Origin of the sequence: Corynebacterium sp. HMSC034H07, from assembly GCF_001815175.1 — a bacterium.
GTDB lineage: Bacteria > Actinomycetota > Actinomycetes > Mycobacteriales > Mycobacteriaceae > Corynebacterium > Corynebacterium hiratae.
Genome location: NZ_KV819530.1, coordinates 181,197 through 205,447 on the forward strand (window position 1 = coordinate 181,197; position 24,251 = coordinate 205,447).

The window sequence follows — 24,251 nt, forward strand, 5'->3', positions numbered from 1 at the left end:
GGCGCTATGCCCAAGAAGACACCCGCCGCCCAGCAACCGGTCGCGCGGGTGTTGCCCTTGTTAGGGGTGGCGCACCTCGACCGCGGCTTCGATTACCTTATTGAGGAGGCGGATTCCGACGCCGCGCAACCGGGCGTCCGGGTGCGTATTCGCTTCAACGGCAGGTTGGTTGACGCCATCTTGCTCTCGCGCAGCAGCGACTCTGATTTTTCCGGTTCGCTCCGCTATATCGAACGCGTCATCTCCCCCTATGCGGTGTACACACCGACCATGGCGGCGCTCATCGAATCCCTTGCAGCCCGCTACGGCGGCGTGCGCTCCGATATCATCCGCACCGCCATCCCGGCGCGCCATGCCAAGGCCGAAGAAGCGGATATCACCACTCCCTGGGAAGAGCTCGGCACGGCAGAGCACCCGGATCTCTCTGCGTGGTCGAGCTACCAGCATGGCGAGTCTTTCGTGGATTCGGTGCTGACGGGGAACATTGCGCGGGCAGCGTGGCAGATCGCACCGGGGTCAGATTGGGCTGGCGCGCTTGCGGCCTTGGGCGCTAGCGTGGCGCTGCAAGGCGGCGGGGTGCTCATGGTTGTGCCGGATCAGCGTGACCTTGACCTGTTGGAAGCGGCGTTTCGTCGCCACCTCTCCGCCAAGCAGATCACGGTGCTCGCGCACAGTACTGGCCCGCAGGCTCGCTACCGCCGCTATCTGTCCGCACTGACGGGGCAGGCACGCATCGTTATCGGCACGCGCTCCGCGGCCTTCGCCCCAGTAAAGAACCTGAAGCTGGCCGTTGTCCTCAATGACGGTGACGATAGCCTGGTGGATAACCTCAAGCCCTACGTCCACACGCGAGAGGTATTGAGCACGCGCTCCGCGCAGGAAGAATGCAGCCTTATCCTTGCTGGCCACGCGCGCACGGCCGAAGCGCAGCTGCTCGTTGAGTCGGGATGGGCACACGATCTTCTCCCAACTCCGGAAGCCCTGGAAGCGGCGCGCCCCGATATTGTTGCGGTGGGTGCGTTCGGTATCAATCTGGCGCGGCACATGCAGGGCGGGACGACGTCGGTCAGCGGCCCAGCTTTTCAAGCCACTCGGGCGGCGCTCGACCGCGGTGAACCCGTCCTTGTCCAAGTCCCGCGCAAGGGCTACGCCCCAATTCTGGCTTGTGGGCAGTGTTCATCCCCGGCACGGTGTCGACACTGCAACGGGCCACTAGGTTTGCCCTCTGTCCGTGGCGCGGCGGATGGGGCGCAGGATTCCGCCGCGCTTCCCACGTGTCGCTGGTGCGGGCGTGTCGACGCCCATTACCGCTGTTCCGAGTGTGGTTCCCCACGGCTGCGGGCCATTGTGCTGGGCTCCGAGCGCACCGCCGAGGAGATGGGGCGCGCCTTTCCCAACACGCGCGTTATCCAATCAGGTGGCTCCACAGTCGTCGACGAGGTCCCTGCCGGCCCCGCGCTGGTGATTGCCACGCCTGGCGCGGAGCCACGCGTTGCCGAGGGAGGGCACTATGGTGCTGCGCTCCTGGTGGAAACCGGGGCGTTGCTGGGCCGTCAGGATCTCCGAGCTACGGAGGATACCTTGACCACATGGGCTGCCGCAGCCACCCTCGTGGCCCCGGCTGCGCAGGGCGGAGCGGTGATCGTGGCAGCAGATGAGCAGCTCCCGCTCGTGGGCTTCTTTAGCCGGTGGGACATGGTGGGAGCCGCGGCGGCCGAGTTGCAGGCACGCCGCGAGGTACGCTTCCCGCCCGCGGTGCACATGGCGGCCGTCGACGGTGCCGATGCCTCGCTCGACGCTTTCCTGGAGCTGGCAGAACTACCGGAGCACGCGGAGCTTCTTGGCCCGGTCCCGCTGCCGCCCGGGGTGAGCTTGCCGGGCGAGGATGACCACGAACGCGGCGGCGAGCCCCAGCGCCTGCTGATCCGCACGCCATTGGGGCCGCGCTCGGAGCTTGGGCAGGCGCTGCGAACGGCCAATTCGCTGCGCAGCGCGCGCAAGGACGTGTTGCCTCTGCGCATCGCCGTGGACCCGATCAACATCGGATAGACAGAGCAGCCGACCCCACCCCTGGAGGGCACGCACTGCTTACTGTGAACTATTCTCGGTGCAGGAGCACTACGGATGGCAATCCCTGCTTACCGTGAAAGACTGCAAACCACGAGGAGTTCATACTATGACCGTGCGCGAGGTTCGCCTCTATGGCGATCCCGTCCTGAGCACCCGGGCCGAGGAGATCACCGAATTCGGGCCATCGCTCGAGCGTCTAGCTCAGGACATGTTGGAGACCATGGAAGACGCCGGGGGAGTAGGCCTAGCGGCTAACCAGATCGGCGTGACCAAGCGCATCTTCGTTTTTGACTGCTCTCACTATCAGCACGGCCTGCGCGGTGCCATCATCAACCCCGAGTGGGAAGCAGTGGGAGAAGAGACTCAGCTGGGACCAGAGGGCTGCCTGTCCATCCCCGGTATTTCCCAGCCCACCGAAAGGTTCAATACCGTACGCCTTACAGGCTTCGATCCCCTAGGCCGCCCAGTGTCTATGCTCGCGTCCGGACTGATGGCACGCTGCATCCAACACGAAACGGATCACCTCGACGGAATTTTGTTCCTCAAGCGCCTGAGCGATGAGTTGCGAAAGGAATCCATGAAGATCATCCGCCAGTCGGAGTGGTTCAACGCATAGGCGTCAGACTTTAATCAACAATCAACCTCACGAGAGAAAGGCATGCACCCACTGTGCGCATCGTTTTCGCCGGAACCCCCGAGCCCGCCGTCGTGGCTTTGGAGAAACTCATTGCCTCACACCACGACATAGCCGCCGTCATCACCCGTCCTGATGCCCGCCGCGGCCGCGGGCGCACCCTGCACCCCAGTCCCGTGAAGGCGCTGGCCCAGGAACACGGAATCGAGGTTCTTACGCCAACCACACTCAAGCCAGGCACCGAGGACGGCGACGCCCTGCGCGCGCGGTTGGCGGAGATTGCTCCGGAGGCTATTCCGGTGGTGGCCTACGGAAACTTGATCACCGAGGATCTGCTGGGCCTTCCAACGCACGGCTGGGTCAACCTGCACTTCTCCCTGCTTCCAGCGTGGCGCGGCGCAGCACCGGTCCAGGCAGCCATTGCGGCCGGCGACGAGCGCACTGGCGCCACGACCTTCCGCATCGATCAGGGCCTGGATACCGGGGACATCCTGGCCACCATCGAGGAAGCAATCCTGCCCACCGATACCGCTGATGACCTGCTCACGCGACTGGCATACGCGGGTGGTGACCTCCTAGTCCAGACTATGAATGGCCTGGAGGACGGCAGCATTACGCCGCAGCCGCAGGAAGGTGAGGCCACCTATGCGCACAAGATTGCGACCGACGACGCCCGCATTGACTGGACCCGGCCTGCTGACGTCATTGATCGCCACATCCGCGCCCATACCCCGGGGCCGGGAGCCTGGACCTTAATGGGGGAATCCCGCCTGAAGGTAGGGCCTGTAAGCAGCGTGGTACCCGCCGAACTCGAGGCGCTGCCAGAGCCTGCCGCAGTGCGCGCACTCCAGCCAGGAGAAGTGCACGTGGCCAAGAATGCCGTCATGGTCGGCACCGGTAGCTCCCCAGTACGTTTGGGCAAGATTCAACCGCCCGGCAAGAAGATGATGAACGCCGCCGATTGGGGCCGAGGTCTTGCTAGCCAAGGCTCTTGCGGCACGGATTCCACAGACACAGACGAGGTGAAGTTCTCATGACCGGAGGGTTTAGGTCCCGCAGCAAGTCTGGTGACCCGGCGCAGCGCGCGGGGGCAGGCGCAGAGAAGGGAAAGCAGCAACGGGGCAGCCAACAGCGTGGAAGCTCCCGCGGTGGAAACGACCACAAGGGACGCGGAGGTTATAAGAACACCGGTGCGCAGCGTGACCGCCGAGGCGGACAGCGCCAGACTGCTCACCACGATCGCCAGAACCCGTCGCTGATTTCCGCGGCACGGCGCAGCGGGGTCGACGTGCCGCGCGCGGTCGCCTTCGAGGTACTGCAGCGGGTAGCGGCGGATGACGCTTTTGCCAACCTCACGCTGCCGAAGGCCGTGAGCTCGAACAAGCTCAGCGGCCGCGACGCCGCCTTTGCCACGGAACTGACCTATGGCACGCTGCGCACCGAGGGCGTTCTCGATGCGGTCATCGCTGAATGCTCGTCGCGCGGGCTCGACGCCATTGCGCCCGAGGTGCTCATGGCCCTGCGACTGGGAACCTACCAGGTGCTCTACACCCGGGTGGAGGCGCACGCGGCGGTCGATACCACCGTTCGCCTCGTGGAGGCGGCCGGCCACGAGAAAGCCAAGGGCTTTGCCAACGGCATCATGCGGACTATCACCCGCACACCTGCGCAAGAGTGGCTGGACAAGCTAGCTCCGAGCGGAGAGGGCGCGGCTTTGGCCTTCCGCCACGCTCACCCCGAGTGGATCGCCCGCTCCTTCGGCCGCGCGTTGGGGCTCCTCGACACCGCTGACGATAACGCGCTCAGCGCCGAGCAAACAGCGGAGCTGGAGCGCGCACTCGAGGCGGACTCTGAGCGGCCCCTCGTGCACCTGGTAGCGCGACCGGGCGAGATATCCGCCGAAGAACTCGCGCTCATTACCGGCTGCGAGGAAGGACGCTATTCCCCTTATGCGGTCTACCTTGAGCAGGGTGACCCGGGCTCCCTCGAGCCTGTCCGCCAGAAACTCGCGGCGGTGCAAGACGAAGGCTCCCAGCTCATCGCACGCGCGGTGACGGAAGCTGAACTTATTGGCGAGGACACCGGGCGTTGGTTAGACCTGTGCGCCGGCCCCGGTGGCAAGGCCGCCCTGATGGGTGCCATCGCTCGCGTCGAGGGGGCGAAGGTCGATGCCGTAGAAGTCTCCCCGCACCGCGCTACCTTGGTGGAAAAAACAGTGGGTGACCTACCCGTGCGCGTGCACCGTGCGGACGGTCGTGCGCCGGGGCTCGACGCAGGCTTTGACCGGGTGCTTGTCGACGCCCCCTGTTCCGGCCTCGGTGCACTCCGTCGCCGCCCCGAAGCCCGCTGGCGCAAGGCCGAGTCCGATATTGCGGAGCTCAACACACTGCAGACCGAGCTCCTCGAGTCCGCGTTGGACCTCGTGCGCCCAGGTGGCGTCGTGGTGTACTCCACCTGTTCGCCCGATCTGCGAGAGACCCGAGGCATTGTGGATGCGGCCTTGGAGCGCCATGGAGCTGGGACAGAGGCGCGTATCGAGGAGCTGGATGCGCGGGAGGTGCTGCCGGAGATGGGGGATCTCGGCAGCGAGCTCTCTGCCCAGATGTGGCCGCACCGTCACGGCACAGATGCAATGTTTTTCGCCGTCCTCCGCCGAGTAGCGGACTAGCGGGGCGTGAGGGACTAGGCTGAGTGTCATGTCTGCACACTCGTCTGCTCCCATTATCTCCCCATCCATTCTGGCCGCCGACTTCACCCGCTTGGGCGAAGAGGTCAAAGCAGTGGCCAACGCGGATTGGATCCACGTTGACATCATGGATGGACACTTCGTGCCGAACTTGTCCTTCGGCCCGGATATTACCGCGACGGTGGACGGGATTACCTCGCAGACCCTCGACGTTCACCTCATGATCGAGGAGCCGGAGAAATGGGTGGAAACCTACGCCAAGGCGGGCGCTGATTGCATCATCTTCCACGTCGAGGCCGTGGCCGACAAGGACGCGGCCATCGCCTTGGCCCGCAGGATTCGGGACCTAGGGGTGCGCGCGGGCTTCTCGATCAAGCCGGGCACCCCGATTGAGCCCTGGCTGGATGCGCTGGAGCACTTCGACGAGGTTCTCGTCATGTCTGTCGAACCCGGCTTTGGTGGTCAGAGCTTCATGCCGGATCAGCTGGATAAGGTGCGCACCTTGCGCGCGGCCATTGACGCGCGTGGCCTCGATGTCCTCATCGAAATTGATGGCGGTATTTCTGCCGAGACGATCCGCTCCGCCGCCGAGGCGGGCTGTGATGCCTTTGTCGCGGGTTCGGCCATTTACAAGCAAGCAGATAAGGCGGCGGCCGTCGAGGAGCTGCGCCGACTGGCCACGCTGTGATTCCACGCCACGATTCTGCTGTCCTATCGCAAGCATTGCGCGTCGCCATGGAGGCCGGCGAGCGGGTTCGCGGTACGACGAGTCCGAACCCGCCGGTCGGCGCGGTGATTCTCGATGCTGCCGGCCAGGTCGCCGGCGTCGGCGCCACCCAGCCCCCGGGCGGGCCGCATGCTGAAGTCATGGCGCTGCGCGATGCGGGGGACAAGGCCCGCGGTGGAACCGCCGTGGTGACCTTGGAGCCCTGCAATCACACGGGTCGTACGGGCCCGTGCGCGCAGGCGCTTATCGATGCCTCCGTGGCCGCCGTGTACTACCTCCACCCGGACCCCACCCCACAAGCCGGGGGCGGATCAGCAACACTGCGCCGCGCCGGAGTCACGGTGGGACAGCTCGCGCCGGCGGAGGGCGTGGACGATGCGCTCGAACCGTGGTTGAGCGCGGTGAGTCTCGGCCGCCCGCACGTCACGCTCAAATTTGCACAGAGCCTGGATGGTTTCACCGCTGCCGCGGATGGCAGTAGCCAGTGGATTACCGGAGAGCGGGCCCGCGAGCACGTGCATCGTGATAGAGCTCAGCGCGATGCCATCCTTATCGGAACGGCCACGGCGTTAGCGGATAATCCATCGCTGACCGCGCGCTACCCCGATGGTTCATTGCGTGAGCGGCAACCGCGGCGCGTTGTCATCGGTTCCCGCGATGTTAGCCGGGGCGGGGCTAGTAACCTGGTCGAGCTAGGCTTCGAGCACTATTCCACGCCGCAGGAGGCACTAGATCAGCTGTACGCCAGCGGCGCGCGAGACATCCTTGTCGAAGGCGGCGCAGGGCTAGCCACCAGCTTCATGGAGTTGGGCTACATCGAGCGTATTCAGGCCTACCTGGGCAACGTCATTCTCGGCGAGGGCAGAGGAGTTCTCACCCGTGCACTGTCCCAGAATCTGGCCCAGGCTGAGAGGTGGCAGCGCGTGGCGGTTACCGAGCTAGGCGAGGACCTGCTCGTGGAATATAGAAAGCTCAAAGGTTAAAAGATAGGGAAGGGGAGTGCTGGCTATGTTTACTGGACTCGTTGAAGAAATTGGCCACGTCGATAGCGTGGAGCCGCAGGGTGATGCCGTGCGCCTCGGCATCGCCGCAACCATCGTGCTGGGGGACGCCCAACTGGGAGATTCCATCGCGGTCAACGGCGTGTGCCTGACCGTTGCTGAGTTGGGAGAAGGAACCTTCACCGCAGATGTCATGAAGGAGTCTTTGAACCGGAGTTCCCTCGGCGAACTCGAAGTGGGCGCGCCGGTCAACCTCGAGCGTGCGGTGCTCCCGACGACGCGCTTGGGTGGCCACATTGTGCAAGGGCACGTCGATGGCACCGGGACCTTGCTGAGCCGCACGCCGTCGGAGCACTGGGAGGTGCTGCGCTTTAGCCTGCCGGCCGAGCTGGAGCGCTACGTGGTGGAGAAGGGTTCCATCGCGGTGCAGGGAACCTCCCTGACGGTATCGGCCTTGTCAGACGGGCAGGGAGAGCCCGACGCGGAGAGCTATTTCGATGTCTCACTCATTCCCACCACGCTGCGCGATACCGTGTTTGGTTCGATGGCGCCAGGCGCTCGCGTCAACCTCGAGGTAGACGTGGTTGCAAAGTATGTGGAGAAAATGGTTCACCCCAACGCCTCCGCCAGTGGCACGGAGGGATAGAGTAAGTCCTTATGAGCGCTGCAGATTCAGCTTTTAGTTTAGATAGCGTCGACCAAGCCATCGCGGACATCGCGGCCGGCAAGGCGGTCGTCGTCGTGGACAATGAGGACCGCGAGAACGAAGGTGACCTCATTTTTGCCGCTGAGCTCGCTACCCCGGAGCTCGTGGCTTTTATGGTGCGCTACAGCTCCGGCTACATTTGCGCACCGCTGCTCCCAGAAGACTGCGAGCGTTTGAACTTACCCCCGATGTTCGCGGTGAACCAGGACGTACGGCAGACCGCCTACACCGTCACGGTGGACCTGGCTAATGGTTCCACTGGTATCTCTGCCACCTCACGTTGCGAAACTATCCGCAGGTTGGCCGATCCCTCCTCTAAGCCCTCGGAATTTACCCGCCCCGGACACGTGGTCCCGCTCGCCGCGCGCCCGAATGGCGTGCTCGAACGTGACGGGCACACGGAAGCCGCCATCGATCTGGCTCGCTTGGCAGGCCTTCGCCCAGCTGGCGTGCTCTGTGAGATCGTCTCTGAAGAGGATCCCACGGACATGGCGCGCTCCCCGGAGCTGCGCCGCTTTGCCGACGCCCACGGGCTGACGATGATCTCCATTGAGCAGCTCATCGAGTGGCGTCGCCACAACGAACAGCAGGTTCACCGCCAAGTCGAAACTCGCCTGCCCACCGAGTACGGCGAGTTTCGCGCGGTAGGTTATTCGAATGACGTCGACAAGCGCGAGCATATCGCCCTTTTCGTTGGTGACGTGGAGAGCTATTCCGGTGCCGAGGATGTACCCGTTCGCGTTCACTCTGAGTGCCTTACAGGTGACGTCTTTTCCTCTCAGCGCTGTGACTGCGGACCGCAGCTGCAGGAATCCCTCCGTGCGGTGCAAGAAGCGGGACGCGGCATCGTCATCTACCTGCGTGGACAGGAAGGGCGCGGAATTGGCCTGGTCAACAAGCTCAAGGCTTACCGTCTGCAGGACGAAGGCCTCGACACCGTTGATGCCAACGTGGAGCAGGGCCTGCCGGAGGATGCACGCGAATACTCCGTGGCCGGACAAATCCTGCGCGACGTCGGCGTGAAGTCCGTGAACCTCTTGACCAATAACCCGCACAAGGGCGAGGGGCTGCAAGGCTTCGGCATTGATGCCACCGCGCGCACAGCGCTGGCTACCCCCGCCACAGCGGAGAACATCAGCTATCTGCGCACCAAGCGTGACCGAATGGGGCATGATCTGCCCCAGGTAGCCGAATGGGATCAGAAACACTCCTAGAGTTGGGATGAAGCGCTTCAGCGCCCCTAACCATCACGCATTGAGTATCAAGCTTTGAGCACAAGGAGCACACTATGAGCAAGGAAGGCCTGCCCACCCCGAACAATGTCTCCGGGGAAGGTATCCGCGTCGCCGTCGTTACCGCAACGTGGAACGCAGAGATCTGTGATCAGCTGCATCGTCGAGCGCTCGAGACTGCCGAAGCCGCCGGCGCCGCGGTCACGCCCCTGCGCGTGGTCGGGGCCCTTGAACTGCCCGTCGTGGCCCAAGCCGCCGCGCGCACCCATGATGCCGTGGTTGCGTTGGGCTGCGTTGTTCGTGGTGGAACCCCGCACTTTGATTACGTCTGCGATTCCGTGACGCAGGGCCTGACGCGCATCGCGCTCGATGAATCGACCCCGGTGGCCAATGGAGTGCTGACGGTCAACGACTATGAGCAAGCCGTCGATCGCGCCGGCTTTGCGGACTCTGAAGAGGATAAAGGTGCCGAGGCCATGCACGCAGCTTTAGAAACCGTGCACACGTTGCGTACACTGAATGAGTCAAACCAAAAGTAGGCTGCCAAGTGCAACCACGCCGCCTGGCGTATCCGGCAGGGGGAGTGGCCTGCCTCAGCGGAGTGATGAGGAGATGGAAAACTCGATGACGGACTCACAGGTGCCTTCCGGGCACGAAGAGCGGGCACAATCGGCTCATGCCAACCAGTCCTCCGCAGCTTCGCAGCCGGCTGCGTCGATGGCGGCCGGGGAAGCAGGCCGCAGCATGAGTGATGAGCAAATGCTGGCCTATACCAGCGCGGATCCTTTCGCCCAGACGTCGTCCAAGCCCTGGGAGTATGAAGTTACCTCTCCCTACCTGCGCAAGGTGGCCATCATCTGGATCATTCTCGTTATGGCCGCGCACCTTTTCATGGGCTTTACGGTGGGTCTGTCCTTTACCGGCGCGACGGTGACGACGATTGATAAGTTCGCTTTTCCCGGCGTCGGCGTGGTAATTTCCATTTTGTCTTGGCTGGCGCTGACTCGCCCGCGGCTGCGCGCGAACTCCGACGGGGTGGAGGTCCGCAATATCGTGGGAACCCGTTTCTACCCGTGGCAGGTCATCTACGGCTTGTCCTTCCCCGAAGGCTCCCGCATGGCGCGCATCGAGCTTCCGGACTTTGAATACGTGCCGGTCTGGGCCCTGCAGTCGGGCGATAAGGACGACGTGATCACCAATGTCCGCTCTTTCCGCGACCTAGAAGCCCGTTACATGCCGCAGGATGACTAGTGGCTGATCCCTCTCAGTACCGTCCCGCGCCCGGAAGCATCCCTACAGATCCGGGCGTTTATAAGTTCCGTGATGAGAACCGCCGGGTCGTCTATGTGGGCAAGGCAAAGAACCTGCGGGCGCGGTTATCCAATTACTTCCAGGACATCACTCAACTACACCCGCGCACTCGCCAGATGGTGCTGACGGCGGCCTCGGTGGAATGGACCGTGGTGGCCAGCGAGGTGGAAGCGCTGCAGCTGGAGTACACGTGGATTAAGCGCTTCGATCCGCGATTTAACGTGATGTACCGCGATGATAAGACTTATCCCATGCTCGCGGTATCCGTTGGGGAGACCATTCCGCGTGCGTTTTTCTACCGGGGCCCACGCCGCAAAGGCGTGCGCTATTTCGGTCCCTATTCCCATGCCTGGGCGGTGCGTGAATCCCTGGATCTTCTCACTCGCATCTTTCCCATGCGTACCTGCGCCAAGGGTGTGTTCAACCGCCACGAGCGCTTGGGGCGGCCCTGTTTGCTGGGGTATATCGGCAAGTGCGATGCCCCCTGCATCGGCCGCGTTAGCCCGGAAGAACATCGCGATACGGTTAACCAACTCATCAGCTTCATGAACGGTAACACCGCACCCGTTCGCAAGCGGGTCACGCAGCGCATGGAGGAGGCCGCGGAGAACCTGGAGTTTGAGTTGGCGGCCCGCCTGCGCGATGACTTGGGTGCCATCGACAAGTTGATGGAGCAGCAGGCAGTGGTGTTGCCTGATGGCACGGATGCGGACCTCATTGCGTTTAGCTCGGATGAATTGGAAGCTGCAGTTCAGATCTTCCATGTGCGTTCGGGACGCATCCGCGGGCAGCGCGGCTGGGTTGTGGAGCGTTCCGGAGATCAGGCAACGACTGACGCGGTGCGCGAAGGCGAGCCAGATCCTGGTCTGCCGGCTTTGATCCAAAACTTCCTCATTCAGTTCTATTCTGACGCGGCAGAACGCCAGCGCCTAGAGGCTGAAGAAGACGCGAAGTTGGAGCGTAGGGGAGTGGACCAGGAATCCCATGCCGAGGAGCATCGTGGAAACGCTATTCCGCGGGAGATTTTGGTCCAGGAACTGCCCGACGAAGCCGATGAGGTCAAGATCGTTTTGGAGGAGCTGCGTGGCGCCCAGATCGATCTGCGCGTTCCGCAGCGAGGGGATAAGCGCGCGTTGATGGAGACCGTCGAGCGCAATGCCAAAGAGCAACTGAAACAGCACAAACTCAAGCGCGTTGGCGACCTCACTGCGCGCTCCGCCGCACTCCAGGAGCTGCAGGAAGCACTGGGCATGGATTCCGCGCCGTTGCGCATCGAGTGCACGGATATCTCCCACATTCAGGGCACCGATGTTGTGGCCTCCCTGGTGGTTTTCGAGGATGGGCTGCCCCGTAAGTCCGACTACCGGCGTTATCGCATCAAGGAAGCGGCGGGCGATGGCCGCTCGGACGATGTCGGTTCCATCGCCGAAGTCACCCGCCGCCGGTTTAAGCATCACCATGACGATAAGCGGGCGGTGCCTGACGAAGAGCTAGAGAACACCACCTTCGCTGAGGAGTTGGTGCGCGAAGAGGCGGCGAGCCAGACCAAACGCAGCTCTTATCCGCCTCAGCTCTTCATCGTTGATGGCGGCGCGCCGCAGGTGGCAGCCGCGCAAGCTGTGTTTGATGAGCTCGGCATCGTCGATGTGACACTCATCGGTCTGGCCAAGCGCCTAGAGGAGGTGTGGGTGCCTGGTGATGACGAACCGGTGATTCTACCGCGCAATTCGCAGGCGCTGTTTCTACTGCAGCACCTGCGCGACGAGGCCCATCGCGTAGCTATCTCTTATCACCGCCAGCAGCGTTCAAAGCGGATGCGCTCCTCCGTCCTCGACGCGGTCCCGGGCTTGGGGCCGCAGCGTCGCACGGACCTAGTGAAGCACTTCGGCTCGGTAAAGAAGCTCAAGGAAGCAAGCGTGGAGGACATTGCTGAGGTGAAGGGATTCGGCCCCAAACTAGCTCAGACCGTCTTTGATCACCTTCACGACTCTTAGGAGGGATTCCCACCGTATTCCTAGACAGGATTCCTACCGTGGCAACCACTTAAGTGGTAAGAATGGAGGCCATGACGTTGTTTGATTCTCCGCCCATTTTGATTACCGGCATGTCGGGCGGCGGCCTGACGTCGGCGGCAAAAGTGTTGGAGGATAAGGGCTACTACGTCGCCCACAACATCCCGCCGAAGGCCATCGTTGACCTCTTGAAGCTGTGTGCGCGTCCGGATTCTCCAGTTACGAAGATCGCCGCGGTCACCGACGTACGCTCCCGCATGTTCCCTGGTTCTTTGGCAGAAACCTTGGACGAACTAGAGCAGCTGGATATGAAGCCGACCCTGCTTTTCCTCGATGCGCGCGATGACGTGCTGATTCGCCGCTTCGATTCGGTGCGTCGCACGCACCCGCTGCAGGACGGTGAAACACTGAAGGCCGGCATCCAACGCGAGCGCGCCGCCGTGCAATCCATTCGTGAGCGTGCGGACATTATCATCGACACGACGAACCTGTCCGTTCATGACCTACGCCGTGCCATCGAGGCTGCCTTCGGTGACATGCGTGGGGAGCGCCAGCACGTCACGCTCCAGTCCTTTGGCTTCAAGCATGGTTCTCCGCGGGACGCTGACCTTGTCGTCGACGTCCGTTTTCTTCCCAATCCTTATTGGGTACCGGAACTGCGGGGCTACCGGGGCACCGATGAGCCGGTGTCGGATTATGTTCTGTCTCAGGACGCCGCTGAGCCTTTTATCGAGCGCTTCATCGAGATGTTGGACTCGATGCTCACGGGGTATCGCCACGAGGGGAAGAATTTCATCACCGTAGGCATTGGTTGCACGGGTGGGCACCACCGTTCCGTGGCCGTCACGGAAGAGATTGCCCGCCGCCTTAGCGAGCGCGGAGACTTGGATGTGAGCACCCTGCACCGAGACATCGCCCGCGACTAGGCGCGATACGTATCGAGAAGATTCGTATTCATTCCTTTTATTACATGACTGAAAGCTAGTACTTACGTGACGACTCTCCCACTCCACATGGCTAGCCTGGGCGGCGGCCATGGTCTTTATCAAACCTTGCTCGCTGCTCGCCGCACGGGCGCGGAGGCAATCTCTGCCATCGTCACCGTGGCCGATGACGGCGGTTCATCCGGCCGGTTGCGCCGCGAGATGGACATTATTCCGCCGGGTGATTTGCGCATGGCGCTCGCCGCTTTATCCAGTGATACGGAGGATGGCCAGCTGTGGGCTGAGACGCTTCAGCATCGCTTCCAGAGCACCGGAGCGATGGCCGGCCACGCCGTGGGCAACCTCCTCATCGCTGGACTCACTGAGGTGTTGGGGGATTTCCAGGCCGCTCTCGATGCCGTTGCACGCTTGACGGAGTCAGCCGGCCGGGTACTGCCAGCCGTGAACTTACCTCTGGAGATTGAGGCGGATGTTTCTGGGCTTGACGACGACCCCCGTATCATTCGCTCGGTCCGCGGCCAGGTGGCTGTTGCATCGACCGTGGGGCAGGTGCGCCGAGTGCGCATCATTCCGGAGAAGCCTGGGGCCAACCCGGAAACCATTAGCGCGCTGCACGACGCGGACCTGATCACCCTAGGTCCTGGTTCCTGGTTTAGTTCCGTTCTTCCACACGTCCTGGTGCCGGATATCGTCGACGCGATTACCTCATCGGATGCTCTCCGCGTGGTGGTGCTCAATCTTTCTGCTGAGCCGGGTGAGACCCAAGGTTTTTCTGCCGAGCGCCACCTGCATGTCCTAGCGCAGCACGCCCCGAGCCTGCGGGTAGACCGCGTTATCGTCGACGCATCCGGGCTTCCGAACGAGTCGGAGCGAGTCTTTGTCCAGCGCGCCGCCAGTGTTCTGGGCGCTACGGCAGTCTTCCGAGACGTGTGCCAATACGACGAGGACGGAAGGTCGATTAATAAGCACTGCCCAGACAAGCTGGCGCAGGTGCTCACCGAGCTTTACGCCGAGTATGCCGCCGATCGCGATGGCACAGCGGGAGCCCCAGACGCTCATCGCGGTTAAGCGCGCGATAGACTATGGGGCATTCATCGTTCACCGCCGCGTCTCGCCCACGCCAATCTGCGCGGTGCGCTACGTCCACGAGTTGAAAGGGGAGGCACGAGGTGTCTGCGTCATTGACCGATCAGGTCAAGGAGGAACTTACGGCGGTGTCCGTGCCGCGCCAGTCCGCCCGCGCGGCGGAGGTTGCCGCGATCCTCAGGTTCGCTGGCGAGCTCCACATCACCGGGGACCGCGTGATGTACGAGGTGGAACTGGAGTCGCAGAGCGTAGCGAACCGCCTCGTCACCGCACTCGATGAGCTCTATTCGATTTCCGCCAGCACCCACGTCGCTGGACCCGCGGCTTCGTCCAAGAAGAGTCGCGTGCAAGTGCGCATCACCACCGGTGCCAAGGAACTGACCAGACGCCTTGGTTTGGTAACACGCTCCGGCCACCCCGTGGTGGGTTTGCCTCCACAAGTCATCTCTGGTTCTGTAGCCGATAATGAAGCAGCCTGGCGCGGCGCCTTCTTGGCGCAAGGTTCCTTGACCGAACCGGGCCGCTCCTCAGCGCTTGAGGTGACCTGCCCGTGCCAGGAGGCTGCACTCGCTCTTGTCGGCTGCGCGCGCCGTTTGGGCGTGGCGGCGAAGACAAAGGAAACGCGCGGCGCGGACCGCGTCGTCGTGCGCGACGGCGATGCCATTGGCGCGCTGCTGACCCGTATGGGCGCCCAAGAGACGCGCCTGACATGGGAAAAGAAGCGGATCCAGAGAGAAGCCCACGATACGTCTCGCCGTCTCGATAATTTCGATGATGCCAACTTGCGCCGCTCTGCCCGCGCGGCCGTGACGGCTGCAGCACGCGTCGAACGCGCGATGGTCATCTTGGGCGATGACGTTCCGGAGCATCTCGCGGATGCCGGCCGCTTGCGCGTGCAGCATCGTGAGGCCTCTTTGGAAGAGCTCGGCCGCTTGGCTGATCCGCCAATGACTAAGGATGCGGTGGCCGGGCGTATTCGGCGCCTTTTGTCTATGGCGGACAAGCGTGCCAAGGAGCTTGGGGTCCCAGATACGACGAAGGCCGTCACTGAGGATCTTTTCGAAGAGTCCTAGTTACTCGTGCCCGTTCGGGCATTAGACCGGGTATCACGCCCGATTTCCGTGCGGCTGTTGCCGCATTTCTTTTTGGATTAATCCGCTCTTTTTTGCTTTAGTGAGATATCCCACCCCGCAGTGAAAGTCCCCAACATAATCCCACACAAACGGGCATATCTGCAGGTGTATAGCTCGAGGGTTGTCTCAAATTCTCTGCGACGGCCCAACCACTATACGCCTCTTTTTGGCCTCGTGCGACCACTCGCGTTGGGGACGGGCAGGAGCACTGCGGGATGCACAAACCGTGGGTACTATCGGCCGTGTTGGGAAAACCACCGAGCACGTCACGGAAGTGGCAGGGCAACGGTGCCGCAAGAACGGTCCACCGCACTGCCTATAAAGACAAAGTCTCGGAAGCCCCCACGATAGAACTTCACTCGATTATTTGAGGAGACATTACAGTGACCATTCGCGTAGGTATCAACGGATTTGGCCGCATCGGCCGCAACTTCTTCCGTGCAGTCGCACAGGGCAACAATGACCTCGAGGTCGTCGCAGTCAACGACCTGACCGACAACGCAACCCTGGCCAACCTGCTCAAGTACGACTCGGTGCTGGGTCGCTTCGACGGTGAGATCGAGCACGACGACGAGTCCATCACCGTCAACGGTCACAAGATTGCAGTCTCCGCAGAGCGCGATCCGAAGAACCTGAACTGGGGCGAGCACAACGTCGACATCGTCATCGAATCCACCGGTTTCTTCACCGATGGTGAGGCCGCCAAGGCTCACATCGAGGCCGGCGCCAAGAAGGTCATCATCTCTGCTCCTGGTAAGAACGTCGACGCAACCTTCGTCTACGGCGTTAACTCCGATGAGTACGACGCTGAGAAGCACAACGTCATCTCCGCCGCATCCTGCACCACCAACTGCCTGGCCCCGATGGCCAAGGTCCTGCACGAGAAGTTCGGTATCGAGAAGGGCCTGATGACCACCATCCACGCCTACACCGGTGACCAGCGCATCCAGGATGCTCCGCACCGCGACCTGCGCCGCGCCCGCGCCGCAGCCGTCAACATGGTTCCGACCTCCACTGGTGCAGCAAAGGCCGTCTCCCTGGTTCTCCCGGAGCTGGAGGGCAAGCTCGACGGCTACGCAATGCGCGTTCCGACCATCACCGGTTCCGCCACGGACCTGACCTTCCAGGCATCCCGCGACGTCACCGCTGAGGAAATCAACGCTGCTATCAAGGAAGCCGCCACCGGCGAGTTCGGCGAGACCCTGGGCTACACCGAGGATCCGATTGTCTCCACCGACATCATCACCGACTCCCACGGCTGCATCTTCGATGCGGGCATGACCAAGGTTTCCAACGGCAACTTCGTCAAGGTCCTTGGCTGGTACGACAACGAGTGGGGCTACACCAGCCAGCTCGTGCGCACCACCTCCCTGGTTGCCTCCAAGCTCTAAAGTTGACTCTTTAGAATGACCACAGTGAACCAAGCTGTGATCGCCTGTGACAGCTCCACAGGCTAGACACCGGCCCATGCGCCACGCCTCACCCTCCATAATCTCGTGGCGTGCGCTGGGCCGATAGTCGTTTATAAGGAACCAGCACACTTTCCCATTGAATAGCATTAACCTTTAGCTTGAGTACCTACTTTTAAGGAGAACATCATGGCTTTCAAGACTCTGGACGACCTGCTCGCAGAAGGCGTCTCCGGCCGCCACGTCCTCGTCCGTTCTGACTTCAACGTCCCACTTGATGATGAAGGAAACATCACCGACTCCGGCCGCATCACCGCTTCCTTGCCCACCATCAAGGCCTTGATTGAAGGCGGTGCGAAGGTCATCCTGTCGGCGCACTTGGGCCGCCCGAAGGGCGAGGTCAACCCGAAGTACTCGCTGGCCCCAGTAGCAGAAGCTCTGTCTGAGGCACTGGATCAGTATGTCGCCCTCGCCGGGGATGTCAGCGGCGAGGACGCCCACGAGCGCGCTAACGGTCTGAACGAGGGCGATGTCCTGTTGCTGGAGAATGTCCGCTTCGATCCACGCGAGACCTCGAAGGACGAGGCAGAGCGTGGCGCCTTCGCTGACGAACTCGTCGCCCTGGCTGCAGACAACGGCGCCTTCGTCTCCGATGGTTTCGGTGTCGTTCACCGCGCGCAGGCTTCCGTGTACGACGTGGCCAAGCGCCTGCCTGCTTACGCCGGCAAGCTCGTGCAGAAGGAAGTGGAAACCCTGGCGGCGGTAGCAGAGAAGCCAGAGCACCCGTATGTGGTTGTTCTTGGCGGCGCCAAGGTATCCGACAAGCTTGGTGTGATTGAGGCGCTCGCCGGTAAGGCCGACAACGTCATCATCGGCGGCGGCATGTGCTACACCCTCCTGGCAGCACAGGGCTACAACGTCCAGAACTCCCTGCTGCAGGAAGACCAGATCGACAACTGCAAGGAGCTGCTGGAGCGCTTCGGCGATAAGATCGTCCTGCCGGTCGACCTCGTCGCTGCCACCGAGTTCAATGCCGATGCAGAAAGTAAGGTTGTGGGCCTCGACGGTATCCCGGAGGGATGGATGTCCCTCGATATCGGACCGGAGTCGGTGAAGAAGTTTGATGAGGTCATCGCTTCCTCCAAGACCGTCTTCTGGAACGGCCCGATGGGTGTGTTCGAGATGGAAGCCTTCTCCAAGGGTACCGCAGGTGTGGCGCAGTCCATCATCGATGCCACGGCCAAGAATGGTTCCTTCACCGTCGTGGGCGGCGGTGACTCCGCAGCTTCCGTCCGACTGCTCGGCCTCGACGAGGACGGCTTCTCCCACATCTCCACCGGTGGTGGCGCTTCCCTGGAGTTCCTGGAAGGCAAGGAACTGCCGGGCGTCAAGGTCCTGGAATCCTAATCAACCACCCTCTCAACACAGTCTGACTTCGAGAAAGGCTAATCATGGCACGTACCCCACTTATCGCTGGTAACTGGAAGATGAACCTCGACCACAAGGAAGCTATCGGCTCCCTGCAGAAGTTCGCTTTCTCCTTGCCGAAGGAATACTACGAAAAGGTCGACGTGGCTTTCATGGTCCCGTTCACCGACATCCGCACGGTCCAGACGCTTGTCGACGGCGACGACCTGCAGTTCACCTACGGCGCGCAGGACATCTCCAAGCACGAGTCCGGCGCCTACACCGGTGAGGTATCCGGCAAGATGCTCTCCGCCCTGGGCTGCTCCTGGGCAGTAGTGGGCCACTCCGAGCGCCGCGAGTACCACGGCGAAACCGATAAGCTCGTCGCAGAAAAGGCTGCCGCAGCGTTGGCCAACGGCATCAGCCCCATCGTGTGCGTCGGCGAGCCCTTGGATGTCCGCGAGAAGGGCACTCACGTCGATTACGTGGTGACCCAGACCCGCAACTCCCTGGAGGGCCTGTCCGCTGAGGATCTGGCAAAGACCGTCATCGCTTATGAACCTGTCTGGGCTATCGGCACCGGCAAGGTTGCTTCTGCCGAGGATGCGCAGGAAGTGTGCGCAGCTATTCGTCAGCTCGTCCGCGAGCTCGGCGGCGACGAGGTTGCTGAAGGCATCCGCATCCTCTACGGCGGCTCCGTCAAGGTGGACTCTATCGCGGAGATCGTGGGCAAGCCCGACGTTGACGGTGGTCTCGTCGGCGGCGCCTCCCTCAAGGGCGAGGAGTTCGCCAAGCTGGCGGCTAACGCCGCCCAGGGCGCCTAATCTCCCCGCATCCTGCCGTGGCGGGTCGGAATAGTTTCTGGCCCGCCACGTGGTGTATCATCGAGGATTATTGCGCGCGCTGTCTTCGCGCCCTTTTCCCACGCGTGACGGTGGCTCACCACGGTGATTCACTAACGCGCGTCATACTCACTGTACATACGCGTAAACAAGGAACTACTTCATGATCTTGGCACTGGAAATCCTCCTCGTGATTGCCGCAATCTTGATGACTATCTTCGTGCTGCTGCACAAAGGTAAAGGTGGTGGCCTGTCGAGCCTTTTCGGCGGCGGCGTACAGTCCAACCTCTCTGGTTCCACCGTGGTAGAGAAGAACCTTGACCGCTACACCGTGGTCATGGTGGTTATCTGGCTTGCCTGCATCGTGGCTCTGAACCTGCTGCAGGCTTATAGCTAAAAGGTCCCGCCGCACACATACGCCAAACGCCGCGTCCCTTCTCCAACAAAGGTGAAGGACGCGGCGTTGTAGTTTTCATCGGCGGCCCTAGAGAAGCCGCCGGGGAGCTGCTGCTAGAGACGCTGCGCGGCATCCTCGCTTAAGAACAGCAGCGTTTCCTCAGTGCCCTGAGCACCTGCGGCCGGCCAGTCCTCAGCCGCAGCGCCAGCCACGAGGTGGGAGACAGCCTCGGCCTTCTCCTCACCGGAAACCAGGAACCAAATGCGCTGGGAGCGGTTGATGGCCGGGTAAGTCAACGTCACGCGCTCAGAAGGCGGCTTGGGGGAGTCGTGGACCGCGAAAGCATAGTCGGTGTCTTCATAGACTGCTTCTGAATGCGGGAACAGGGAGTTAATGTGGCCTTCGTGACCCATGCCCAGCAGGTGAATATCGAAGCCTTCCGGCGCAAAGTCACGGATCTCGCCCTCATAGGCTTGTGCTGCGTGCTCCATGGATACGGCTCCCAGGTCATAGCCGTGAATGTGGCGCTCCGGGATATCCACGTGTGCCAAGAGAGCCTCACGGGCTTGGCCCTCGTTAGAGTCCGGATCGCTCACCGGCACGTTGCGCTCATCGCCAAAGAAAACATGGATGCGCGTCCAGTCCACCGCCAATGCTGGGTAGTCGCTGCCTTGCTGTTGTGCGGCGTCGTGAAGCCGCGCCAGCTCGCGCAACATACCTATTCCTGCTCCGCCACCGGTGAGCACGACGCGGGCGACACCATCCTTGTGGAGGCCGCCGCCTGGGGCTTGAATCGCCGCAACCGTCTCAATAAAGGCGAGTGCGGCGGAGGATATGAGCTCGTCGATGTCGCTAACGCGGCGAAGCGTGACCATGGTGCAGAAAGATCCTTCTGAATGATGAGACTAGGAAACGATGAAATGATTATGCCTACACACTGTAGTCCACGCGGGCTAAGGCGCGGAGAGCGTGAGCGTATGTCTTATCCGCATCGAGATGGCGGAGTTCTTCCGAGAGCACTTCTGCTTCGGAACGCACCGCGAGGCTAACGAGTGATTCCGGGGAGCCCGGAACACTGACCTCCACTGTCGCAGGGTCAACGACAGTGACGCTAACATCGGCAGTGGGACGTTGGAAAACCACCGAGGTAATCGGGAAGGTACCCTCCGCGCAGTCCGACACGGTACGGGTAACGGGGACGGAGAGGGCGTCGAGAAGCCAGCCGGCAGCAAAGTCGACGGCGGCGTGGTGCTCGGCACCGGAGATCTTCACAGAGGTGATCGGCTCGTGCGGGAACCTGTCGAGGGCCGAAGCGACGATACCGCGCCAGAGGGTGATGGCACCCCACGACATGTCGGAATCTCCGGGCTTATAGCCAGAGGAGAGCACGTGGAGGTCATACTGATCGACGCCACTGCCGAAGGCAACGTTGGTAATACGGCGCTGGGCCAGCGCACCGATCGGAACAGAGGACGGGGACGGCGGGCATGCCGTAGGCCACCACGCCACGATTGGCGTATCTGGAAGAAGCAGGGGAGTTACCACCGCTTCTGCCTGATCCGCGAGGGCGCCATGCAGGTGCATGACGACGATCTCCGAGGCACCCGCTTCGCCACCGACGCGCAACTCGGCGTCGAGCCGAGTGTCCTCGCCGAGATTTCCAGTAGCGATGACGATGACACGGGAAGGGTGCTCGTGGGAGGCATCGCGCACCGAAGCGAGTAGGTTGTCCAGGTCATCGCCCTCTTCGGTCATGACGATGAGCGTGAGGACCCGGCCGGTCGTGAGCGTGTAGTGCTCCTGCATCTCTACAAGCTTCTTAGAGATCTTGCGCGTCGTCGTATCGGGCAAGGGGATAATCATAAGGCCATTCCTCCTAAGGACCTACGGACGGCGCCAGGAATGACCCCGGCGGCGCAGCATTCTATTAGCGGACTCCGGCCCCCACGTGCCAGCGCGGTATTGCTCCGGCTGTCCGATACTGGACCAGTACTCAATGATGGGGTCGAGGATGGACCACGACAGCTCCACTTCCTCGTTGGTGGGGAAGAGGGAGGACTCGTCCAAGAGGGCGTCGAGAATCAGGCGCTCATAGGCTTCCGGCGATTCTTCCGTAAAGGCCTCGGCATAGGCGAAGTCCATGTTGACGTCACGCACCTCCATGGTGGAGCCCGGAACCTTGGAACCAAAGCGCATAGTGACGCCTTCATCAGGTTGGACGCGGATCACCACGGCATTCTGTCCCAGCGCATCGGCTTGGCCCTGATCAAAAGGCTGGTGCGGGGCGGTCTTAAACACCAGTGCAATCTCGGTTACGCGGCGGCCCAGCCGCTTGCCGGTACGTAGGTAGAAAGGAACGCCCGCCCAGCGACGGGAATTGACCTCGAGGGTACACGCGGCATAGGTCTCCGTCGTGGACTCCGGATCGAATCCTTCCTCCTCCCGCAGGCCCTTGACATACTCTGAGCCTTGCCAGCCGGCGGAGTACTGGCCGCGGGCGGTGGTCTTGTTGAGCGGGTGTACCGCGTTGGTGGCGCGCAGCACCTTGATCTTTTCCGCCTGGAGCGCCTCTGGGTCGAAGGAGGAGGGTTCCTCCATGGCGACGAGGGCTAATAGCTGCAGGAGGTGATTCTGGATGACGTCGCGCGCAGCGCCGATGCCGTCGTAATAGCCGGCACGTCCGCCCAATCCGATGTCTTCGGCCATCGTGATCTGCACGTGATCGATGTAGTGCGCGTTCCACATCGGCTCGAAGATCTGGTTGGCAAAGCGCAGCGCCATGATGTTTTGCACCGTTTCCTTGCCCAGGTAATGATCGATGCGGAACACCGAAGACTCCGGGAAGACGGCATTGACGATCTCATTGAGCTGGCGCGCGGAAGCCTGATCGTGGCCGAAAGGTTTTTCAATGATGACGCGGCGCCAGGAGCTTTCCGTGCTGTCCGCCATACCGACGCGCTCTAGCTGGTGGCAAATATCGGAGAAGAACTCTGGCGGAACCGAAAGATAATAGGCCCAGTTTCCGCCGGTGCCGCGGGAAGCGTTGAGCTCAGACAACCGGGCGGAGAGCTTATCAAAGCCAGCGTCGTCGAAGTTGCCTTGGACAAACTCGATTCCTTTGGCGAGGTGCTCCCACACATGCTCACTGAAGGTGGTTCGGGCACCCGCTTCGGCAGCCTCGCGGACGTAGTCGCAAAAGGCTTGCTTGTCCCAGTCGCGGCGGCCGTAGCCAACCAGCGTGAAGCCGGCGGGCAGCAGCCCTCGGTTGGCCAGGTCGTAGATGGCAGGGAGGAGCTTTTTGCGCGCCAAGTCACCCGTGACGCCGAAAATCACCATGCCGGATGGCCCGGCGATACGTGGTAGGCGCTTGTCCTTCGCGTCGCGCAACGGGTTGACCCACGCGCTGGTAGTGCTCACTAAGTGTCCTTTCGGTCTGTGTGAGATTAGTCCAACAGCTCAGCATAGCGACACGCGCCCCGCCGGCCACAGTTGGATGGCCGTTGGTGGCGCGCGCCGATGGTGAGCACTTAAAACCTCATGCTCTTTTAGGAGAGGCGGTCTGTCATCGAGGCAAGCAGTTCCTCCCACGCATCGACGAACTTGTCGACGCCCTCCTGCTCGAGCACGGTGAAAACATCGGCGAAGTCGATGCCGACAGCCTCCAGCTGTGCCCATACCTTCTCTGCGTCGTCAGAAGCTTCAGTCAGTGTATCGCCGTGCAGGTTCCCCTGCGCAAGAACCGCATCAATGGTTTTCTCGGGCATCGTGTTGACGGTCTCCGGCCCAGCGAGCTCGGAAACGTACAAGGTGGCAGGGTAGTCAGGGTTTTTGACTCCCGTCGACGCCCACAGTGGCCGCTGCGGGTGGGCACCGGAAGGCAAGTCGCTACCGTTGTCCTTGAACTCCTTCAGGAAAAGCGCATAGGCGCGTTGGGCGTTGGCCACGCCGGCCTTTCCACGCAGCGCGAGGGCTTCATCAGAGCCGTTCAACTCGAGGCGCTTGTCGACTTCGGTGTCCAAGCGGGAGACAAAGAAGGAGGCCACGGAGTGAATAGTGGAGATATCCTTACCTGCTTCGGCGGCGCGCTGAATTCCCTCCTTGTAGGCGGCAATCACCTGCGCGTAGCGTTCGACAGAGAAGATCAGGGTGACGTTGACGGAAATACCTTCTGCCAGAGCATCGGAGATGGCGGGAAGGGAACCGTCGGTTGCCGGGATCTTGATCATGAGGTTGGGGCGGTTGACCTTGGACCACAGCTCGCGGGCCTGTGTCAAGGTTGCCTCCGCATCCGCTGAGATTCGTGGATCAACCTCGATGGACACCCGCCCATCCCGGCCATCGGTTGATTCATAGATCTCGGTGAAGAGATCGCAGGCATTGCGGACATCGTCGATGGCGAGCGAGTACACCGCGTCGTCCGCGGTAGCGGACTTTTCCTTCAGCGCTGCGATGTCGGCATCGTAGGAGGTGCCGGAGGACATTGCGGCAGCAAAGATTGCCGGGTTCGTGGTGACACCCACGATGGACTTGGTGTCGAGGAGTTCGCGGAGGTTGCCGGAATCCAAGCGTTCGCGGGAGAGATCATCGAGCCACGTCGAGGTACCGAGGCGGGCGAGCTCATCAATATGTGTCATGGTGTGTGCAGGGTCCTTTC

Annotated in this window: 22 protein-coding genes; 18 read left to right on the forward strand and 4 right to left on the reverse strand. The window is 62.0% G+C overall.

Annotated features, from left to right (window positions below; all coding sequences use genetic code 11):
- The first annotated feature begins 6 nt into the window (after positions 1–6).
- From HMPREF3009_RS07970 to secG, 18 genes are all read left to right on the forward strand, one after another.
- Positions 7–2,049: a primosomal protein N' gene (locus tag HMPREF3009_RS07970; RefSeq protein ID WP_070681203.1), complete on the forward strand. Its 2,043-nt coding sequence runs from the start codon at positions 7–9 to the stop codon at positions 2,047–2,049.
- Positions 2,050–2,176: 127 nt separating this feature from the next.
- Positions 2,177–2,686, forward strand: a complete 510-nt coding sequence (gene def / locus HMPREF3009_RS07975; protein ID WP_049157473.1) for a peptide deformylase — start codon at positions 2,177–2,179, stop codon at positions 2,684–2,686.
- A 53-nt stretch (positions 2,687–2,739) separates the two neighbouring features.
- Positions 2,740–3,741, forward strand: a complete 1,002-nt coding sequence (gene fmt, locus HMPREF3009_RS07980) for a methionyl-tRNA formyltransferase (protein ID WP_049157471.1) — start codon at positions 2,740–2,742, stop codon at positions 3,739–3,741.
- Positions 3,738–5,372, forward strand: a complete 1,635-nt coding sequence (locus tag HMPREF3009_RS07985) for an RsmB/NOP family class I SAM-dependent RNA methyltransferase (protein WP_070681206.1) — start codon at positions 3,738–3,740, stop codon at positions 5,370–5,372. The genes fmt and HMPREF3009_RS07985 overlap by 4 nt, the downstream gene beginning before the upstream one ends.
- A gap of 28 nt (positions 5,373–5,400) precedes the next feature.
- Complete coding sequence (gene rpe, locus HMPREF3009_RS07990) at positions 5,401–6,078, forward strand: ribulose-phosphate 3-epimerase (RefSeq protein WP_070681209.1); 678 nt, start codon at positions 5,401–5,403, stop codon at positions 6,076–6,078.
- Positions 6,075–7,100 (forward strand): bifunctional diaminohydroxyphosphoribosylaminopyrimidine deaminase/5-amino-6-(5-phosphoribosylamino)uracil reductase RibD, encoded by a 1,026-nt coding sequence (ribD, locus tag HMPREF3009_RS07995; protein WP_083306514.1) that lies wholly within the window; start codon positions 6,075–6,077, stop codon positions 7,098–7,100. Before rpe ends, ribD begins: the two co-directional genes overlap by 4 nt.
- A 25-nt stretch (positions 7,101–7,125) precedes the next feature.
- Positions 7,126–7,764, forward strand: a complete 639-nt coding sequence (locus HMPREF3009_RS08000; RefSeq protein ID WP_070681212.1) for a riboflavin synthase — start codon at positions 7,126–7,128, stop codon at positions 7,762–7,764.
- Positions 7,765–7,775: 11 nt separating this feature from the next.
- Positions 7,776–9,038, forward strand: coding sequence for a bifunctional 3,4-dihydroxy-2-butanone-4-phosphate synthase/GTP cyclohydrolase II (locus HMPREF3009_RS08005; protein WP_046649096.1), 1,263 nt, complete (start codon positions 7,776–7,778; stop codon positions 9,036–9,038).
- Between the two features lie 74 nt (positions 9,039–9,112).
- A complete protein-coding gene (gene ribH / locus HMPREF3009_RS08010) occupies positions 9,113–9,595 on the forward strand; it encodes a 6,7-dimethyl-8-ribityllumazine synthase (RefSeq protein ID WP_046649097.1) in 483 nt (160 codons plus the stop codon).
- Between the two features lie 85 nt (positions 9,596–9,680).
- Positions 9,681–10,307 (forward strand): PH domain-containing protein, encoded by a 627-nt coding sequence (locus HMPREF3009_RS08015; protein ID WP_070681215.1) that lies wholly within the window; start codon positions 9,681–9,683, stop codon positions 10,305–10,307.
- Positions 10,307–12,361, forward strand: a complete 2,055-nt coding sequence (gene uvrC / locus HMPREF3009_RS08020; RefSeq protein ID WP_070511746.1) for an excinuclease ABC subunit UvrC — start codon at positions 10,307–10,309, stop codon at positions 12,359–12,361. The genes HMPREF3009_RS08015 and uvrC overlap by 1 nt, the downstream gene beginning before the upstream one ends.
- A 62-nt stretch (positions 12,362–12,423) precedes the next feature.
- Positions 12,424–13,305 carry an RNase adapter RapZ gene (gene rapZ, locus HMPREF3009_RS08025; RefSeq protein WP_046649100.1) on the forward strand — a complete coding sequence of 294 codons (882 nt, stop codon included), beginning with the start codon at positions 12,424–12,426 and terminating at the stop codon, positions 13,303–13,305.
- An 87-nt stretch (positions 13,306–13,392) separates the two neighbouring features.
- Positions 13,393–14,391: a gluconeogenesis factor YvcK family protein gene (gene yvcK / locus HMPREF3009_RS08030; RefSeq protein WP_070681218.1), complete on the forward strand. Its 999-nt coding sequence runs from the start codon at positions 13,393–13,395 to the stop codon at positions 14,389–14,391.
- 101 nt (positions 14,392–14,492) lie between these two features.
- Entirely contained in the window at positions 14,493–15,482 is a 990-nt protein-coding gene (gene whiA / locus HMPREF3009_RS08035; protein ID WP_046649102.1) for a DNA-binding protein WhiA, read from the forward strand.
- Positions 15,483–15,925: 443 nt separating this feature from the next.
- Positions 15,926–16,933: a type I glyceraldehyde-3-phosphate dehydrogenase gene (gap, locus tag HMPREF3009_RS08040; protein ID WP_070511751.1), complete on the forward strand. Its 1,008-nt coding sequence runs from the start codon at positions 15,926–15,928 to the stop codon at positions 16,931–16,933.
- A gap of 207 nt (positions 16,934–17,140) precedes the next feature.
- Positions 17,141–18,358: a phosphoglycerate kinase gene (pgk, locus tag HMPREF3009_RS08045; RefSeq protein WP_070681220.1), complete on the forward strand. Its 1,218-nt coding sequence runs from the start codon at positions 17,141–17,143 to the stop codon at positions 18,356–18,358.
- 44 nt (positions 18,359–18,402) lie between these two features.
- Positions 18,403–19,182: a triose-phosphate isomerase gene (tpiA, locus tag HMPREF3009_RS08050; protein ID WP_046649105.1), complete on the forward strand. Its 780-nt coding sequence runs from the start codon at positions 18,403–18,405 to the stop codon at positions 19,180–19,182.
- A 181-nt stretch (positions 19,183–19,363) separates the two neighbouring features.
- Positions 19,364–19,597 carry a preprotein translocase subunit SecG gene (gene secG / locus HMPREF3009_RS08055; protein WP_046649106.1) on the forward strand — a complete coding sequence of 78 codons (234 nt, stop codon included), beginning with the start codon at positions 19,364–19,366 and terminating at the stop codon, positions 19,595–19,597.
- A 113-nt stretch (positions 19,598–19,710) separates the two neighbouring features.
- Here secG and pgl read toward each other — a convergent pair whose 3' ends face one another.
- From pgl to tal, 4 genes are all read right to left on the reverse strand, one after another.
- Positions 19,711–20,472, reverse strand: coding sequence for a 6-phosphogluconolactonase (gene pgl / locus HMPREF3009_RS08060; protein WP_070681222.1), 762 nt, complete (start codon positions 20,470–20,472; stop codon positions 19,711–19,713).
- A gap of 55 nt (positions 20,473–20,527) precedes the next feature.
- Positions 20,528–21,460, reverse strand: coding sequence for a glucose-6-phosphate dehydrogenase assembly protein OpcA (locus HMPREF3009_RS08065; protein ID WP_070681225.1), 933 nt, complete (start codon positions 21,458–21,460; stop codon positions 20,528–20,530).
- Positions 21,461–21,481: 21 nt separating this feature from the next.
- Positions 21,482–22,933, reverse strand: a complete 1,452-nt coding sequence (gene zwf, locus HMPREF3009_RS08070; protein WP_369799708.1) for a glucose-6-phosphate dehydrogenase — start codon at positions 22,931–22,933, stop codon at positions 21,482–21,484.
- 209 nt (positions 22,934–23,142) lie between these two features.
- Entirely contained in the window at positions 23,143–24,231 is a 1,089-nt protein-coding gene (gene tal / locus HMPREF3009_RS08075) for a transaldolase (protein ID WP_070681228.1), read from the reverse strand.
- Between the last annotated feature and the right edge of the window lie 20 nt (positions 24,232–24,251).

Excerpts from the sequence above, each read along its gene's own strand:
- HMPREF3009_RS07970 (WP_070681203.1), top strand. The coding sequence starts at position 7 with ATGCCCAAGAAGACACCCGCCGCCCAGCAACCGGTCGCGCGGGTGTTG.
- def (WP_049157473.1), top strand. The coding sequence starts at position 2,177 with ATGACCGTGCGCGAGGTTCGCCTCTATGGCGATCCCGTCCTGAGCACC.
- HMPREF3009_RS07985 (WP_070681206.1), top strand. The coding sequence starts at position 3,738 with ATGACCGGAGGGTTTAGGTCCCGCAGCAAGTCTGGTGACCCGGCGCAG.
- rpe (WP_070681209.1), top strand. The coding sequence starts at position 5,401 with ATGTCTGCACACTCGTCTGCTCCCATTATCTCCCCATCCATTCTGGCC.
- HMPREF3009_RS08000 (WP_070681212.1), top strand. The coding sequence starts at position 7,126 with ATGTTTACTGGACTCGTTGAAGAAATTGGCCACGTCGATAGCGTGGAG.
- HMPREF3009_RS08005 (WP_046649096.1), top strand. The coding sequence starts at position 7,776 with ATGAGCGCTGCAGATTCAGCTTTTAGTTTAGATAGCGTCGACCAAGCC.
- ribH (WP_046649097.1), top strand. The coding sequence starts at position 9,113 with ATGAGCAAGGAAGGCCTGCCCACCCCGAACAATGTCTCCGGGGAAGGT.
- HMPREF3009_RS08015 (WP_070681215.1), top strand. The coding sequence starts at position 9,681 with ATGACGGACTCACAGGTGCCTTCCGGGCACGAAGAGCGGGCACAATCG.
- rapZ (WP_046649100.1), top strand. The coding sequence starts at position 12,424 with ATGGAGGCCATGACGTTGTTTGATTCTCCGCCCATTTTGATTACCGGC.
- yvcK (WP_070681218.1), top strand. The coding sequence starts at position 13,393 with ATGGCTAGCCTGGGCGGCGGCCATGGTCTTTATCAAACCTTGCTCGCT.
- pgk (WP_070681220.1), top strand. The coding sequence starts at position 17,141 with ATGGCTTTCAAGACTCTGGACGACCTGCTCGCAGAAGGCGTCTCCGGC.
- tpiA (WP_046649105.1), top strand. The coding sequence starts at position 18,403 with ATGGCACGTACCCCACTTATCGCTGGTAACTGGAAGATGAACCTCGAC.
- secG (WP_046649106.1), top strand. The coding sequence starts at position 19,364 with ATGATCTTGGCACTGGAAATCCTCCTCGTGATTGCCGCAATCTTGATG.
- pgl (WP_070681222.1), bottom strand. The coding sequence starts at position 20,472 with ATGGTCACGCTTCGCCGCGTTAGCGACATCGACGAGCTCATATCCTCC.
- HMPREF3009_RS08065 (WP_070681225.1), bottom strand. The coding sequence starts at position 21,460 with ATGATTATCCCCTTGCCCGATACGACGACGCGCAAGATCTCTAAGAAG.
- zwf (WP_369799708.1), bottom strand. The coding sequence starts at position 22,933 with ATGGTGATTTTCGGCGTCACGGGTGACTTGGCGCGCAAAAAGCTCCTC.
- tal (WP_070681228.1), bottom strand. The coding sequence starts at position 24,231 with ATGACACATATTGATGAGCTCGCCCGCCTCGGTACCTCGACGTGGCTC.